Here is a 14434-nt window from a genome sequence, read left to right as displayed (position 1 = left end):
ACCGGACGGGGCTACCTCGCGTGCAGGGCGGCCACCACGGTCATGCGGCCGACGCGGCGGGCGGGGAGGACGGCGGCGGCGAGGCCGATCAGGACGGTCAGGGCGAGGGAGGCGAGGACGAGGGGGATCGGGGGGCCGCCGACGGTTCCGACGGTGGAGGTGACGGAGCGGGCGGCGGCCCAGCCGTAGGTCAGGCCGAGGGTGGTGCCGGCCAGGGCTGCGGCGAGGGAGAGGAGCAGGGCTTCCAGCGTGAGCATGCGGCGCAGTTGGCGGCGGGACATGCCGATGGCGCGGAGCATGCCGATCTCGCGGGCGCGTTCGCTGACGCTGAGCATCAGGGTGGCGGCGACTCCGAGGCCGGCGATGGCGACGGAGAAGGAGAGCAGGGCCATGCTGACCTGGGTCATCCGGTCGAGGAGGGTGCGGATGGTCTGGGCCTGGGCGGCGGTGTCGGTGACCTGGATCCCGGGGTGGCCGGCCAGTGCGCGGTCCATGGCGCGGCGGGTGGTGAGGTGGTCGGTGCCTTCGGCGGGGCTGATCCAGACGGTGGTGGTGGGTGCGCCGGGGGCGATGCGGTCGAGGGTGGCGGGGGTGACCAGCAGGTAGGCACCGCTCTGCATGGTGAAGGGCAGGCTGCTGCGTCCGGGGGCGGTGCGGAGGGCGGTGGCGGGCTGCCCGGGGGCGGTGACGCGGATGTTCTCCGGTCCGCCGCCGAGGCCGCTGAGCGCCGTTCCGTCGGGCAGGGTCCGCGCTCGGTCGACGCCGTCGGCGCGGGGGTTGAGGCCGGTCGGGTCGACGGCCGCGAGCAGCGTCGGGTGTCCGTCGACGTCCACGGTGGTGGAGCGGACCTGGGTGACGGCGAGTTCGGGCTGTCGGCCGAGGGCGGCGAGTGCGTCGGCGGGCAGGGCGCCGCCGGCCGCGGGGGCGGCGGCGAAGACACCGGGCTGGCGGGCGGAGACCACCGGCACCAGGGAGTTGGAGGTGATGTCGAGGGCGGTGACGGCGCCGACCATGACGGTGACGCCGAGCAGCAGGGCGGATCCGGTGGCGCCGGTCCGGACCGGGTTGAGGCGCAGTTGCCGGGTGGCGAGCCGTCCGGCGGTGCCGCCGAGTCGGCGGGCCGGGGCGCCGAGGGCGGCGACCACGGCGGGCAGCAGTCGGTGGCTGAGTCGCAGCACTCCGAAGAAGCTGCTGACCGCGCCGAGGGTGACGGCGAGCAGCGACAGCGGCGGAGGTGTCAGCACGCCCAGCACCAACGAGGCGGCGCCGGCCAGCAGCAGCGCCGCGGACCAGACCGCGGCGCGCAGCCGGGCCGCGGTGCCGCCGGTGGCGACGGCGCCGCCGAGTGCGGCCACGGGCGGCACCGCGGAGGCCTGCTTCGCCGGTCCACGGACGGCCAGCAGGGTGAGCAGCACGCCGAACAGGCCGGCGAGCGCGCAGGTGGCCGGGGCGGGCAGCAGGTCCAGGCGCACCGGCCCGAGGTCGGCGTACCGGGCCAGGCCGGTCGCGGCGGCGCAGAGCCCGACGCCGAGGAGTACGCCGACGGTCGAGGCGCCGGTGCCGAGCAGCAGGCCCTGGCGGCGGATCAGTCGGCGGATCTGGGCCCGGTCGGCTCCCACGCAGCGCAGCAGGGCGAGTTGGCGGGTGCGCTGCGCCAGCATGACGGAGAAGGTGTTGCTGACCACCATGCGCGCCACCGCGAGCGCGATCAGGACGAAGGACAGTGCGGCGATCAGGACCACGCCGTAGAGGGTGGTGCTCTGCCGGGTCGCCTCGGTCACGGAGGCCGCCCGGGTGCGGATCACGGGTGCGTCGCCGAGGGCGGCGCGCAGTGCCTCGGTGGTGTGCGTGCGGGAGGCGCCGGGCTGGAGTCGGACGTCGAGTTGGGCGGCGGTGACGGCGGCGGCGTACTCGCCGACGGCAGCGGCCGGGACGGCGATGATCGGGTGCCCGGCGAAGCTGGGTGCGCCGCGGCCGTCGAGGGTGCCGACCAGGCGGGCGGTGGCGGTGGTGCCGTCGGGGCGGGTGAGTCGGATGTCCGAGCCGGGTGCGGCGTCGAGGCGGTGGGCGGTGTCGCTGTCGAGCAGTGCCTCGCCGGGGGCGTCCGGCCATCGGCCGTCCTTGAGCAGTTGCCAGCGCAGGGCCGGGTCGGCGGCGACGGCGGTCACGGTGGCGGCGTCGAGGGGCTGCCCGTCGGCGGCTTGCAGTGCGCCCTGGCCGGTCAGTCGGAGCGCCACGGCGGCGACTCCGGTGGCCTGTTGGGCGTGGGCGGCCGCGGTGGCGTCCAGGCCGCCGTTGGTGGCGGGCCTGGTGACCTGGATGTCGCCGGGGCCGACCTCGGTGGCGGCGGTCTGGCTGAAGGAGTCCACCAGGGCGCCGCTTCCGCCGACGGAGGCGATCAGGAAGGCCACGCCCAGGGCGATCGCGGCTCCGCTCAGCACCAGCTGCCGCAGTTGCCCGCGCAGTTCGGCCACGGTGTATCGGTAGGTCGTCATCGTTCCTCGGTTCGCACGCCCCTGACCAGTGGTGATGTGGCGTCAGGTGGCCGTCTCCGAGCCTATGGAGGGCGGTGGCGCGGGCCGTAGGTACCAGGTCGTGATCTTGATCGATCCGCAGGGTGAGGGCTTCGTCCACGCTCTCCTCCTGTGGAGGTACGCCGACCCCGAACGGGGCCCGCGCCCGGCTTGTTGCACACTGTGTGCAACTGCAAGTCTGATGCGAGAGTGGTGCGGGCCGATGCCGGAGTCGCCGGTGGTGCTGGGAATCGAGTCGTCGTGCGACGAGACGGGGGCGGGGCTGGTCCGGGACGGAGTGCTGCTCGGGCAGGCGGTGGCGTCGAGCATGGACGAGCACGCCCGGTACGGCGGGGTGGTGCCGGAGATCGCCGCGCGGGCGCATGTGCACGCGATGGCGCCGGTGGTGCGGGAGGCACTGGGGCGGGCGGGGCTGACACTGGGGGACGTCGGGGCGGTCGCGGTGACGACGGGGCCGGGGCTGTCGGGGGCGCTGCAGGTGGGGGTGGCCGCCGCCAAGAGCTACGCGTTCTCGCTCGGGGTGCCGCTGTACGGCGTGCACCACCTGGCCGGGCATGTGGCCGCCGCCGGGCTGGCGGGCGGGCCGCTGCCGGATCCGTGCGTGGTGCTGATCGTCTCCGGCGGGCACACCTCGCTGCTGCTGGTCCGCGATCTGGCCCGCGACCCGATCGTGCATCTCGGCGACACCCTGGACGACGCGGCCGGCGAGTGCTTCGACAAGAGCGCCCGCATTCTCGGCCTGCCGTACCCGGGCGGTCCGGCCATCGACCGGGCCGCCCGGGACGGCGATCCGGCCGCGGTGCGGCTGCCCCGTCCGCTCACCGGGGCGGGCGACGACCCGTACGCGTTCTCGTTCTCGGGACTGAAGACCGCCGCCGCCCGCTGGGTGGAGGGCCACCGCGCGGCCGGCCGCGAGCTGCCGGTGGCGGACGCGGCGGCCGCGCTCCAGGAGGCGATCGCCGACACGCTGACCCGCAAGGCCGTCCGGGCCTGCGTCGACCACGGCGTCGGGACGCTGGTGGTGGTCGGCGGGGTCGCCGCGAACTCGCGGGTCCGGGCGCTGACCGAGCAGCGCTGCGCGGCCGCCGGGATCACGCTGCGGGTGCCGCCGCCGGGGCTGTGCACGGACAACGGCGCGATGGTCGCCGCGATCGGCGACCTGCTGGTCCGTGCCGGTGCCGAGCCCGCACCGCTGGACGTGTCGATCGACCCGTCCGCGCCGCTGGAGTTCGCCGCACTGACGCCGCGGGCCCGGGCAGCCGCCTGACGGCCGTCAACTCTCGTACTGCGCCCTGCTTTTCGGGGCCTCGACGGCGAGGAACCGGGCCCTGCGGGCAGAGCAGTTCGGGGTCGAGCGATCGTTGAAACACCAGTGCGACAATGGGCCGGGCCCTGGATGTGCCGGGCGGGAGTGCACAGGAGGGGTCGGGGTGGCGTACGAGCTTGCCGGGCGGCTGGTGGTCGGCGTCGCCTCCAGCGCGCTGTTCGATCTGACGGACTCGGACCGGGTGTTCCGCGAGGACGGCGAGGACGCCTACCGGGCGCACCAGGAAGGCCACTTGGACGTCACCCTGGCGCCCGGGGTGGCCTTCCCGTTCGTCAAGCGACTGCTGTCCCTGAACAACCTGGGCCCGGAGGACGATCCGCTCGTCGAGGTGATCGTCCTGTCGCGCAACGACCCGGACACCGGGCTGCGGGTGATGCGGTCCATCCGGGCGCACAAACTGCCGATATCCCGGGCCATCTTCAAGCAGGGCCGCGCCCCGTACAGCTACATGCCGGTGCTCAACATGTCGCTGTTCCTGTCCGCCGACGAGGACGACGTCCGCGAGGCGGTGGCGGCCGGGCTGCCGGCCGGGCGGGTGCTCGGGCCGATGCAGCGGGACGACGAGGACGACACCGACCTGCGGATCGCGTTCGACTTCGACGGCGTGCTCGCCTCCGACCAGTCGGAGCAGGTCTACCAGCGCGAAGGCATCGAGAAGTTCCGCGACTACGAGGTGGCCCACGCGGACGTCCCGCACGACGCGGGGCCGCTCAAGGACTTCCTCGCCGGGATCAACCGGATCCAGCAGCGCGAGGAGGACCGGCGCCGCACCGACCCCCGCTACCGCCTGCGGGTGTCCGTCTCGATCGTCACCGCCCGCAACTCCCCCGCCGACGAACGGGCCGTGAAGAGCCTGAAGCGCTGGGGCGTCCGGGTCAACGACGCGTTCTTCCTCGGCGGCATCGACAAGGGCCGGATCATGGAGGTGCTGCGTCCGCACATCTTCTTCGACGACCAGCGCGTCCACCTCGACAGCACCGCGCGCACCACGCCGAGCGTGCACATCCCGATCGGTCAGATGAACGAGCCGGCGCGGACCGACGAACCGTCGCAGCTGGACGAGCCGGCGAACGCCGGCGGTGCGGTCGGTTAAGGCCCGGGCACGACAAAGCGCCGGCCGAGGTGGCCGGCGCTGAGGTGGTGCGGGGAGGAGGGCTGGGACGGCCCTCCTCCCGTTCAAGCGTCAGGCGTCGGTCTTACCAGCTCGCGCCCGCGTCGGTGGCGCCACCGAAGACGCCCTCGTCGCTCGCGACGACAACGCCGCTGGCGTGCTCCACGCCGTCCGGGCTGACGAACGAGGCGGTGAAGGCGAGGGCGGCAACGTCCTCGTTGGCGGCGAAGTCGAAGTCGACGAAGTGCGCCTCGGGCCGGTCGCCCATTTCGTCGATGCCCCCGCCGTCCCCGGCGAAGGCCAGGCCCGCGCAGCCGAGCAGGACGGGGGCGGCGAGGCCGAGGGCGGCAACAGTACGAGTCAGAGCACGCATCAGAAAACAGTCCTTCCGAGAACGGAACTTGAGTCGGGAAGCAGTGGGCTTCCCTGCACTCAAAGAGAAACGACAGCGGCCGCGGCTGCCAGTCGGTACGAGTCCGATTGCTCCCCATGGCCGAGCAGCCCGATCTGGGGGTTTCCGGCCCGCCCACCCCCGTCGCGGCCCGCCGGAAGGCGCCTCGGACGCTCCCGCTCCCCAGCCTCAAGGCCGCTTCTCCGGACGGGAGTTGGCGCACGTCGCGGTCCGGGCCCGGAGGGGACACCGGTTGGCGTGTCGACAAGCCTAGGATACCTTGGCTCAAAACTAGGACTCCTAGGGATGGGTGGGGAAGACATGCGGGCACTGACCGACGCGGAGATCCGGGCATCGTTCGTCAACTGCACGAAGGGGGAGGCGAGTCGGGCCTGGCTGCCACGCGGGCTCGGCGAGCTGGACTGGGCCGGACTCGACTTTTTGGGATGGCGGGAGGCAGGGGCACCCGAGCGGGGGTACTTGGTCGCCGAGTTCGAGGGGCGGACGGTCGGGGTGGCCCTGCGCCTGGCGCAGCGGCCGGCGGCGGGGCGCGGTGGGGCGATGTGTTCGATCTGCCTGACGGCGCATCCGGCCTCGGGGGTGGCGCTGATGACGGCGCGTCGGGCGGGTCGGGGGTCGGCGGAGGAGTACGCGTCGGCGGGCGAGTACTTCTGCGGCGACCTGGCGTGCCCGCTGTACGTGCGGGGGCGCAGGCGGGTGGCGGCCGGCGGGGCGCGGATGACGGAGAGCCTGGACGCGGAGGCGCGGGTGGCCCGGATGCGGGCGAACCTGGCCGGGTTCCTCGGGCGGGTCGTCCGATGACGGGCCGGGAAGGCCGCGAGGGCCGGGAGCCGCTCGGCGGGCCGGTGGTGCGGGCGGCGCTGGTGCTGGCGGCGGGGGCGTTCGTCGCGCTGCTGGACACCACGGTGGTGGGGGTGGCGCTGGAGTCGTTCGCGCGGCGCTTCGACGCGGGCCTGGCGCAGGTGCAGTGGGTGGCGACGGCGTACCTGCTGGCGATGTCGGCGGTGATCCCGGCGACGGGCTGGGCGGCGCGGCGGTTCGGGGCGGTGGCGTGCTGGACGGCGTCGCTGGCGGTGTTCCTGCTGGGGTCGGTGCTGTGCGGGCTGGCCTGGTCGCTGGGGTCGCTGGTGGCGTTCCGGGTGGTGCAGGGGCTGGGCGCGGGGATGCTGTTCCCGCTGATGCGGATCCTGGTGGTGCAGGTGGCCGGCCCGGCGCGGATGGGGCGGACGATGGCGTTGATCGCGGTGCCGATCCTGCTCGCGCCCGTCGCGGGGCCGGTGGTGGGCGGGGCGCTCGTCCAGGGCCACTCGTGGCGGTGGCTGTTCCTGCTGAACGTGCCGGTGTGCCTGGCGGTGGTGGTGCTGTCGCCGCTGCTGATGCGCAACCAACGGGAGGGCGAGCCGGGCGAGTTGGACCTGGCGGGCCTGGTGACGGTGAGCGGCGGGCTGGCGGCGGCCGTCCTCGGGTGCGTCCGGCTGGGCGGGGGCCGGGCGCCGGGCGACCCGGGGGTGCTGCTGCCGCTGCTGGTGGCGACGGTGCTGCTGGCGGCGCACGGGCTGCTGGCGCGGCGCCGGCGGGGCCGGGCGCTGCTGGACTTCGGGCTGTTCCGGGACCGCGCGTTCGCCGCGTCGACCACCGTCTCCCTGTTGAACAGTTTCGGCCTGTACGGGGCGGTGGTGCTGGTGCCGCTGTTCTTCCAACAGGCGGGCGGGCGCGGCCCGTTGGCGGCGGGTCTGGTGATGGCGGCGCAGGGGGCGGGCGCGGGCGCGGCGGTGCTGCTGGTCGGGCGGGTGATCGACGCCCGGAGCAATCCGCGGGCGCTGGTGCTGGCCGGGCTGGCGCTGGTGGGCGCGGGCCTGGCGGTGTTCGCCCGGGCCGGCGGCGCGGAGCCGGGCCCGCTGCTGCTCGGCGCGCTGTTCGTGCAGGGGGTGGGTCTGGCGCTGGCGGCGTCGCCGGTGATGGTGACGCTCTACCACTCGCTGCCGCCGGCCTCGGTGCCCGCCGCGACCACCGCGAACGCGGTCGCGCAGCAGCTGGGCGCGGCGGTGGGCACCACGGTGGTGGCGCTGGTGCTGCAGCACGCCTCGCACGGGGGCGCGGGGACGGTCGGGGCGTTCCGCGTGGTGTTCGCGGTGGCGCTGGGGTTCGTGGTGCTGACGGCCGTTCCGGCCGCGTTCCTGCCGGCGAAGCGGCGGGCCTGAGCAGCCCCTGCCGACGCGGTACTAGGCCCGGGGCCAGTTCTCCAGCAGTTGGTGCAGGCCGGTGACGATCCGCTGCCAGGAGCCGTCGATGCCGCGCGGGTGGTGGAAGCCGCCGTTGGCCTCGATGGCGATGAAGCCGTGGAAGGTGGAGCGCAGCAGCCGGACGGCGTCGGTCAGTTCGGGTTCGTCCAGCCGGTAGTGACGCATCATCGCGTAGGTGAGTTCGACGGACCGGGCGAGGGCGTCGGTGTCGGCGAAGTCGGCCGGGTCCAGGCGCAGTTGGGTGGCGGCCCAGCGGCCGGGGTGCTGCTGGGCGTAGGTCCGCTGGGCGTCGGCGAAGGCGGCCAGGGCGTCGGCGCCGGAGCGGCCGGCGACGGCGGTCGCGATGCGGTCGTTGATCTCCTCGGTGGCGAGCAGGGCGACCCGGGTGCGGATCTCCTGGAGGCTCTTGACGTGCGAGTAGAGGCTGGCGTCCTTGACGCCGAAGCCGCGGGCGAGGGCGGAGGCGGTGACCTTGTCGATGCCGACCTGGTCGGCGAGTTCGGCGGCGGCGCGGGTGATCCGTTCGACCGTCAGTCCAGCGTGCGCGCCCATGTTTCCCGTCCCGAACGTTGACCTGCCGAAGCCCGCGTCAGTGTATCCGGGCAGATCCGGCGGCTTTTGGGGTGCGACCTTTCGGAAGGTCGGCGCGTCTAGAAGGAGGGACCCCAAGGAACCAAGGGGGAAGATCATCTGATTTGCCGTCAGATGATAATGTCCCGGACAAACGGGGGCGTTGGTGACGCACGCACCCCGGCCGATCCGCACTCTGGAGCCACCCGTGTCCGCACGCACGTACCGCCGCAGCCTGCCGCTCGCGGCCGCGGTCCTCGCCGCCTCCCTGCTCGCCGTCTCGGCGCAGGCCGACGACCCGGCGCCGGCCGACGCCACGCTGACCGCCGACCTGAACACCCTGCTCGCCGACCCCCGGCTGGCGAGCGCGCAGGCCGGCGTCGTGGTGCAGGACGCCACCACCGGCGAGGTGCTGTACTCGCGGCAGCCGCAGGCGCTGTTCACCCCGGCGTCCACCCTGAAGACCGTGACCTCGACGGCGGCGCTCGACCTGCTGGGCGCGGACTACCGGTTCACCACCGAGGTCCGCTCCACCGGCAAGATCTACGGCGACACCATGACCGGCGACCTGGTGCTGCGCGGCGGCGGCGACCCGACCCTGCTGGTGCAGGACCTCGACGACCTGGCCGCGAAGGTCGCGGCGTCCGGCGTCACCACCGTCACCGGCCGGGTGCTGGCGGACGGCAGCCGGTACGACTCGACGCCGCTCGGCCCGGGCTGGGCCTGGGACGACGAGGCGTACTCGTACAGCCCGCAGATATCCGGGCTGACCGTCGCCAACGACGCCGAGTACATGATGGACACCGTGCAGGTCACCGTCACCCCGGGTGCGGCGGGCGAGAACGCCAAGGTGACGCTGAACCCGGCCGAGGCGCCGATGAAGTTCACCGGCACGGTCGCCACCGGCGCGACGGGCAGCGGGTCGAGCGTCGGCGTGGAGCGGCGCCGGGGCAGCAACGAGCTGGCGCTGTCCGGCAGCATCCCGACCGGCGCGGCGCCGGTGACCTCCTGGGTGACGGTCGAGGACCCCACCACGTACGCCGGGAAGGTGTTCGCGGGCGCGCTGGCCAAGCACGGCGTGAAGGTGCTGCGCGGGGTGCAGACCGCGAGCGGCTCGGAGACCTCGCAGCCGATGGCCTCGCACGAGTCGAAGCCCCTCACCGAGGTGATCGTCCCGATGCTGAAGATCAGCAACAACGGCATCGCCGAGCACCTGACCAAGGAGATCGGCAAGGTCAAGGGCGGCCGCGGTGACTGGGCGACCGGCATCAACCAGGTCAACGCCTTCCTGAAGGCGAACGGCGTGACCGGCCCGACCACCCGGCAGGTGGACGGCTCCGGCCTGTCCCGCTACGACCTGATCACCCCCGGGAAGATGGCCGACCTGCTGAAGGTCGCCCACACCAAGCCGTGGTTCGACGCCTGGTACAACGCGCTGCCGGTGGCGGGCAACCCGGAGCGGATGACCGGCGGCACCCTGGCCGCCCGGATGCGCGGCACCAAGGCCGAGAACAACGTGCACGCCAAGAGCGGTTCGATGGGCGGCGTCGACAACCTGGTCGGCTTCGCGACCGCGCCCGACGGCCGCAAGCTGTCGTTCGTCGTGCTGGTCAACAACTTCGCCGGCACCAGCCCGCGCCCGGTGATCGACGCGATCGCCGTCCGGCTCGCCGCCGGCCCCGCCGCCACGGCCCAGCTGAAGTCCAACAAGCTGGTCGCGCCCGGTGGTTCCGGTGACGAGTACACCGGCACCCGCTGGGAGGACTGCGAGACCCTGGCGCACTGCTGACGATTCGTCATCACGGGCCCCGTCGCACCTGCGGCGGGGCCCGCGGTCGTTTCCTGCGCCCGAAAATTCTCTCCATCAAGCGCTTGATCAGTGACCCGGGCCGCGCGTACGCTCCCCGCCATGAGCCAGCACCGGACGGCCGCCGAGGCGAGCCGGGAACGGATCCTCACGGCCGCCACCGCCCTGTTCGCCGAACACGGCTACGACGGCACCACCACCCGGACGATCGCCGGCGCGGCCGGGCTGAACGTCGCCACCGTCGCCTACCACGTGGGCACCAAGGCCGACCTGTACCGCGAGGTGATGCGGCGGGCCCACCAGGCCGAACGGGCCGCCGTGGACGCCGCGTTGGCGGAATTCGCGATGGCCGCACCGGACGATCCGGCCCGGGCGGCGGCCCGCTTCGCCGACCGGTACCTGGACTTCTGCCTGGAGCAGCCGCACGTCCCCGCGCTGTGGATGCGCCGCTGGATGGCCGACGCCGCCGAGTTCGCCGACCTGGAGGCGCGGTACGCCCGGCCACTGCTGGAGTCGGTTGCAGGTGAACTCGCCGCTGCGCTGCCGCAGTTGGGGCGCGACCGGGTCGAGTTCGCGGTGTGGACGGTGCTGTGGACCACGCACGGCTTCTGCCGCTCGATGATCCGCGCGCAGGTGCCGCGCTTCCGCACCCACCTGCGGGCGCTGGTGCTGCGCGAACTCGGCCTCGAAGGTGCGATATGACGGCCGGTCGGGGCCTGTCGCGGCGGGAGCTCGCCGGGTACGCGGTGGGCTCGATCGGCACCGGCATCCACTCCACCGTCCCCGGCCTGCTGCTGCTCTACTTCATGACCGACGCGCTCGGCGTCCCGGCCGGCCTGGCCGGCCTGGTGGTCGCGCTGCCGAAGGCCTGGGACGCGCTGTTCAACCCGCTGGTCGGCGCGGCCAGCGACCGGGAGGCGCTGCGCACCGGGCGCCGCACCCGGATCCTGCTGGCCGGCACGCTCGCCCTGCCGGTCGCGTTCGCCGCGATGTTCCTCTCGCCGCTCACCGGCTCCGGCGCCGCCGCCTGGGTGGCCGGCACCTTCGTTCTCGCCTCCAGCGCGTTCGCGCTGTTCCAGGTGCCGTACGTGGCACTGCCCGCCGAGATGTCCGATCAGCCGCGCGTCCGCACCCGGATCATGGTGTGGCGGATCGTCTGCCTGACCGTCGGCATCCTGGTCGCGGGCGGCCTCGCCCCGGCCGTGGTGTCGCTGGCCGGCGGCGGGCGCGGCGGCTACGCCGTGATGGCGGGGGTGGTCGCCGCGCTGCTGCTGGTGACGCTGCTGATCCCCACGCTCGGCGCCCGCCGGGTGCCCGCCCGGCCGGGGGCTGAGCCGCTCGGGCTGCGGGCGGCGCTGCGCACCGCGCGCGGCAACCGGGCGTTCTTCGCGCTGCTCGGTGCGTTCGTGGTGCAGGCCGCCGCGGTGGCGATCATGCTGGCGGCCGCGCCGTACGTCGCCACCTACTGGCTGGGCGGGTACGGGCTGACCTCGGTGCTGTTCGTCTGCCTGGTCGCGCCGAGCGCCGTCGCCGTCCCGCTGTGGGGCCGGGCCGCCGCCCGCTGGGGCCGGCTGCGCTGCCTGGCCGCCGCGACCGGACTGTTCGCCCTCGCCTCGGCCGCGCTCTGGCCCGCGGCGCACGCCGGTGGCGGACGGGTCGGGCTGGTGCTGGCGCTGTGCGCGCTACTGGGCGTCGCGTACGCCGCGTTGCAGGTGCTGCCGCTGTCACTGCTGCCGGACACCGTGCACGCGGACGCGGCGCGCACCGGTCGCCTCCAGTCGGGGGCGTTCACCGGCCTGTGGACCGCCGGGGAGACCGCCGGACTGGCCGCCGGACCCGGCCTGTTCTCGCTGGCGCTGGCCGCCGCCGGATTCGTCTCCTCCACCACCGACCACCCCGTGGCGCAGACCGACGCCGCCCGGGCCGGGGTGCTGCTCGGCTTCAGCCTGGTGCCGGCCGCGCTGATGCTGCTCTCGCTGCCCGCCCTGCGCGCGTACGGCCGACGCCGCCAACTCCCGCATTGGAGCTGAGTCATGACCACTGTTCACCCCGGGCTGCCGCAAATCGGGCGCCCCGCCGAGGAGTTGCTGGCCGAGCTGCACGCACTGACCGCCGGCGACCTGCCCACCCGGGGCGGGCGCACCACCGCGTACACGTACGACGCGGGCCGGCCCGAGGTCCGGGAGGCCGCCGAACGCGCATACCTGGCGATGCTGGAGGTCAACGGCCTGGACCCGACGGCGTTCCCGAGCATCGTCGCGCTGGAACGCCAGGTGGTCGGCGCGGTCGCCGCCCGGCTCGGCGGGGACGACACCACGCCCGGGATCTTCACCAGCGGCGGCACCGAATCGATTCTGCTCGCCGTGAAGGCCGCGAGGGACTCCCGCCCCGGGATCGCCGAGCCGGAGATCGTCGTCCCCGCGACCGCGCACGCCGCGTTCTTCAAGGCCGGACGCTACCTGAAGGTCAAGGTGGTGGCCGTGCCGGTCGACCCCGCGACGTTCCGGGCGGTGCCCGCCGCGATGGCCGACGCGTGCACGGCGAACACCGTACTGGTGGTGGCCTCCGCGCCCTCGTACGCGCACGGCGTGGTCGACCCCGTCCACGAGATCGCCGCCGACGCGGCCGAACGCGGACTGCCCTGCCACGTGGACGCCTGCGTGGGCGGCTGGCTGCTCCCCTGGCTCGCCGAAGCGGGCGCCCCCGTACCGGAGTTCGACCTGTCGGTGCCCGGAGTGACCTCGCTCTCCTGCGACCTGCACAAATTCGGGTACACGCCCAAGGGCGCCTCCGTCCTGCTGTTCCGCGACCGGCCGATGCGGCTCGCCGCGTACTTCGCCTGCGCGCAGTGGCCCGGCTACCCGGTCGTCAACTCGACGGTCCAGAGCAGCAAGGGCGCGGGCCCGCTCGCCGCCGCATGGGCCACTTTGCAGGCCCTCGGGGCGGACGGTTACCGGGAGTTGGGGCGGGCGGCGCTGGCCGCGACGCGGCGGCTGATCGCGGGCATCGACGCGATCGACGGGCTGCGGGTGCTGGGCTCCCCCGACGCGACGCTGGTCGCGCTCGGGGCGGATCCGGACGACGCCGCGCTGGATCTGTGGGAGCTGGCCGACGAGACGCGTGCCCGCGGCTTCTTCCTGCAACCGCAGTTGAGCGTGGCCGGACTGCCCGCCAGCCTGCACCTCACCCTCACCGGGGTCAGCGAGCAGGGCGTGGACGAGTTGCTCTCGACGCTCCGCGAGGCGGTTGCGGTCGTCCGGGGGCGCGGGCCCGTCGCTCCTCCGAGTGAACTGTTGGAGCTGCTCGGGCAGTTCGACCTCGCGGAGCTCGACGACGCGACGTTCGCTGAGCTACTGCCTGCGGCGGGCTTCGCGCCCTCCCGGATGGCCGGGGTCAACCGGCTGCTCGACGCGCTGCCGCCGGAGCTGCGGGACCAGTTGGCGACGCGGTTCCTGTCGGTGCTGTACAGCCCGCACCTGTAGGGAGGGCGCTTCCGGGGGCGCGGGGAGACTTGCGCGAGCTGGTGGGCGCGAAGTCAGGGGCGCGGGGAGACTTGCGCGAGTTGGGGGCGGAACTGCGCGACAAGCGCAAGCCGCGTCCGCAAGGTCGCGATCAAGTGCAAGTCATTGTCCTGCGTCGCGATCTTGCTGACGGGCGCGTTCCCCTTCGCGCAGTTCCCCGCGCCCCTGACTTCGCGCCCGCACAGTTTTCGCACTCCTGGTTGTGCTCTGTCCGGCTTCGCGCCCGCTACGCGGAAGCGTTCTCCGGGGGCAGCAGGACCGCAAGGCCGTCCGCGAGGCGCTGGAGGCCGAATTCGAAGCGGGTTTCCATGTCGGGGTTGGTGAGGTCGTCGGCGAGGGCGACCAGGTTGGGGAAGGTCTCGGCGGGGAGGGCGCGGAAGGCGTCGCCCGCGGCGCGGGCGACTTCGCCGCGGCCGGCGCCGGCGGCTTCGGCGGCGGAGAGGGGGGACTGTTCCTGGAGGACGAAGCCCTGGACGTACGCGGACAGCAGGTAGGAGGCCATTGCGGCGTCGGCGTCGCTGAAGCCGGCGTTGCGGAGGCGGTCGAGCTGGTCCTCCAGGATGGCGAGGGTGTGCGGGCCGGTGGTGAGGCGGCCGGAGAGGATCTTGGCGGCGTCGCGTTTGGCGAGCAGCAGGGCGCGGTAGCGGCGGCCGTATTCCAGGAACTGTTCGCGCCAACTGCCTTCCCGGGGTGGGAGTTCGGCGCCGGCCACCAGGGCGTCGGTGAGCAGGTCGAGCAGTTCTTCCTTGTTGCGGACGTGCCAGTACAGCGAGGCGGCTTTGACGCCGACCTCGGCGGCGACCTTGCGCATGGAGAGGCCGGCCAGGCCGTCGCGTTCGAGGACGCGCAGGGCGGCGGCGGCCAGGCTCTGCCGGGTGAGGGCGGGGGTGGGCTCGGCCATGGCGGTTC

12 protein-coding genes are annotated in these 14434 nt (G+C 73.9%); 8 read left to right on the top strand and 4 right to left on the bottom strand.

What is annotated here, in order from left to right; genetic code table 11:
• Nucleotides 1-11: 11 nt before the first annotated feature.
• The gene (locus ACGFWJ_RS11620; RefSeq protein ID WP_392947886.1) at nt 12-2495 is read right to left on the bottom strand and encodes an ABC transporter permease; all 2484 of its coding nucleotides are present in this window, start codon (nt 2493-2495) and stop codon (nt 12-14) included.
• Nucleotides 2496-2736: 241 nt separating this feature from the next.
• Between ACGFWJ_RS11620 and tsaD the strand changes: the two genes are divergently transcribed.
• Together tsaD and ACGFWJ_RS11610 are read left to right on the top strand one after the other, a co-directional pair.
• The gene (gene tsaD / locus ACGFWJ_RS11615; RefSeq protein ID WP_392947883.1) at nt 2737-3801 is read left to right on the top strand and encodes a tRNA (adenosine(37)-N6)-threonylcarbamoyltransferase complex transferase subunit TsaD; all 1065 of its coding nucleotides are present in this window, start codon (nt 2737-2739) and stop codon (nt 3799-3801) included.
• Nucleotides 3802-3964: 163 nt separating this feature from the next.
• Complete coding sequence (locus tag ACGFWJ_RS11610; protein WP_392947881.1) at nt 3965-4954, top strand: 5'-nucleotidase; 990 nt, start codon at nt 3965-3967, stop codon at nt 4952-4954.
• 103 nt (nt 4955-5057) lie between these two features.
• Here the strand turns inward: ACGFWJ_RS11610 and ACGFWJ_RS11605 are convergent, their stop codons facing one another.
• On the bottom strand, nt 5058-5345 hold the full coding sequence (locus tag ACGFWJ_RS11605; RefSeq protein WP_392947878.1) for a hypothetical protein: 288 nt from the start codon (nt 5343-5345) through the stop codon (nt 5058-5060).
• A 339-nt stretch (nt 5346-5684) separates the two neighbouring features.
• Here ACGFWJ_RS11605 and ACGFWJ_RS11600 point away from each other — a divergent pair, with 339 nt between their 5' ends.
• Together ACGFWJ_RS11600 and ACGFWJ_RS11595 are read left to right on the top strand one after the other, a co-directional pair.
• A complete protein-coding gene (locus ACGFWJ_RS11600) occupies nt 5685-6185 on the top strand; it encodes an FBP domain-containing protein (RefSeq protein ID WP_387861231.1) in 501 nt (166 codons plus the stop codon).
• Complete coding sequence (locus ACGFWJ_RS11595; RefSeq protein WP_392947875.1) at nt 6182-7585, top strand: DHA2 family efflux MFS transporter permease subunit; 1404 nt, start codon at nt 6182-6184, stop codon at nt 7583-7585. The genes ACGFWJ_RS11600 and ACGFWJ_RS11595 overlap by 4 nt, the downstream gene beginning before the upstream one ends.
• Before the next feature lie 21 nt (nt 7586-7606).
• Here the strand turns inward: ACGFWJ_RS11595 and ACGFWJ_RS11590 are convergent, their stop codons facing one another.
• Nucleotides 7607-8179 carry a TetR/AcrR family transcriptional regulator gene (locus tag ACGFWJ_RS11590; RefSeq protein ID WP_387861233.1) on the bottom strand — a complete coding sequence of 191 codons (573 nt, stop codon included), beginning with the start codon at nt 8177-8179 and terminating at the stop codon, nt 7607-7609.
• 226 nt (nt 8180-8405) lie between these two features.
• Here ACGFWJ_RS11590 and dacB point away from each other — a divergent pair, with 226 nt between their 5' ends.
• The 4 genes from dacB (at nt 8406) to ACGFWJ_RS11570 (ending at nt 13486) form a co-directional block, all read left to right on the top strand.
• A complete protein-coding gene (dacB, locus tag ACGFWJ_RS11585; protein WP_392947872.1) occupies nt 8406-9986 on the top strand; it encodes a D-alanyl-D-alanine carboxypeptidase/D-alanyl-D-alanine-endopeptidase in 1581 nt (526 codons plus the stop codon).
• A gap of 120 nt (nt 9987-10106) precedes the next feature.
• Entirely contained in the window at nt 10107-10706 is a 600-nt protein-coding gene (locus ACGFWJ_RS11580) for a TetR/AcrR family transcriptional regulator (protein WP_392947869.1), read from the top strand.
• Nucleotides 10703-12034 carry an MFS transporter gene (locus ACGFWJ_RS11575; protein WP_392947867.1) on the top strand — a complete coding sequence of 444 codons (1332 nt, stop codon included), beginning with the start codon at nt 10703-10705 and terminating at the stop codon, nt 12032-12034. The genes ACGFWJ_RS11580 and ACGFWJ_RS11575 overlap by 4 nt, the downstream gene beginning before the upstream one ends.
• Before the next feature lie 3 nt (nt 12035-12037).
• Entirely contained in the window at nt 12038-13486 is a 1449-nt protein-coding gene (locus ACGFWJ_RS11570) for a pyridoxal phosphate-dependent decarboxylase family protein (protein WP_392947864.1), read from the top strand.
• 265 nt (nt 13487-13751) lie between these two features.
• On the opposite strand, the gene ACGFWJ_RS11565 is transcribed toward ACGFWJ_RS11570, so the two are convergent.
• Nucleotides 13752-14426 (bottom strand): TetR/AcrR family transcriptional regulator, encoded by a 675-nt coding sequence (locus ACGFWJ_RS11565; RefSeq protein WP_392947861.1) that lies wholly within the window; start codon nt 14424-14426, stop codon nt 13752-13754.
• Nucleotides 14427-14434: the final 8 nt, after the last annotated feature.

This window comes from Kitasatospora sp. NPDC048407, assembly GCF_043200475.1.
Lineage (GTDB): Bacteria > Actinomycetota > Actinomycetes > Streptomycetales > Streptomycetaceae > Kitasatospora.
The sequence above is the reverse complement of the archived record's forward strand: the minus strand, read 5'-3'. Positions and strand labels throughout refer to the sequence as shown.

What these genes read in the sequence shown, in the direction of transcription:
- ACGFWJ_RS11575 (WP_392947867.1), top strand. Translation starts at nt 10,703, where the DNA reads ATGACGGCCGGTCGGGGCCTGTCGCGGCGGGAGCTCGCCGGGTACGCG.
- tsaD (WP_392947883.1), top strand. Translation starts at nt 2,737, where the DNA reads ATGCCGGAGTCGCCGGTGGTGCTGGGAATCGAGTCGTCGTGCGACGAG.
- ACGFWJ_RS11580 (WP_392947869.1), top strand. Translation starts at nt 10,107, where the DNA reads ATGAGCCAGCACCGGACGGCCGCCGAGGCGAGCCGGGAACGGATCCTC.
- ACGFWJ_RS11605 (WP_392947878.1), bottom strand. Translation starts at nt 5,345, where the DNA reads ATGCGTGCTCTGACTCGTACTGTTGCCGCCCTCGGCCTCGCCGCCCCC.
- ACGFWJ_RS11600 (WP_387861231.1), top strand. Translation starts at nt 5,685, where the DNA reads ATGCGGGCACTGACCGACGCGGAGATCCGGGCATCGTTCGTCAACTGC.
- ACGFWJ_RS11595 (WP_392947875.1), top strand. Translation starts at nt 6,182, where the DNA reads ATGACGGGCCGGGAAGGCCGCGAGGGCCGGGAGCCGCTCGGCGGGCCG.
- ACGFWJ_RS11590 (WP_387861233.1), bottom strand. Translation starts at nt 8,179, where the DNA reads ATGGGCGCGCACGCTGGACTGACGGTCGAACGGATCACCCGCGCCGCC.
- ACGFWJ_RS11570 (WP_392947864.1), top strand. Translation starts at nt 12,038, where the DNA reads ATGACCACTGTTCACCCCGGGCTGCCGCAAATCGGGCGCCCCGCCGAG.
- ACGFWJ_RS11620 (WP_392947886.1), bottom strand. Translation starts at nt 2,495, where the DNA reads ATGACGACCTACCGATACACCGTGGCCGAACTGCGCGGGCAACTGCGG.
- ACGFWJ_RS11565 (WP_392947861.1), bottom strand. Translation starts at nt 14,426, where the DNA reads ATGGCCGAGCCCACCCCCGCCCTCACCCGGCAGAGCCTGGCCGCCGCC.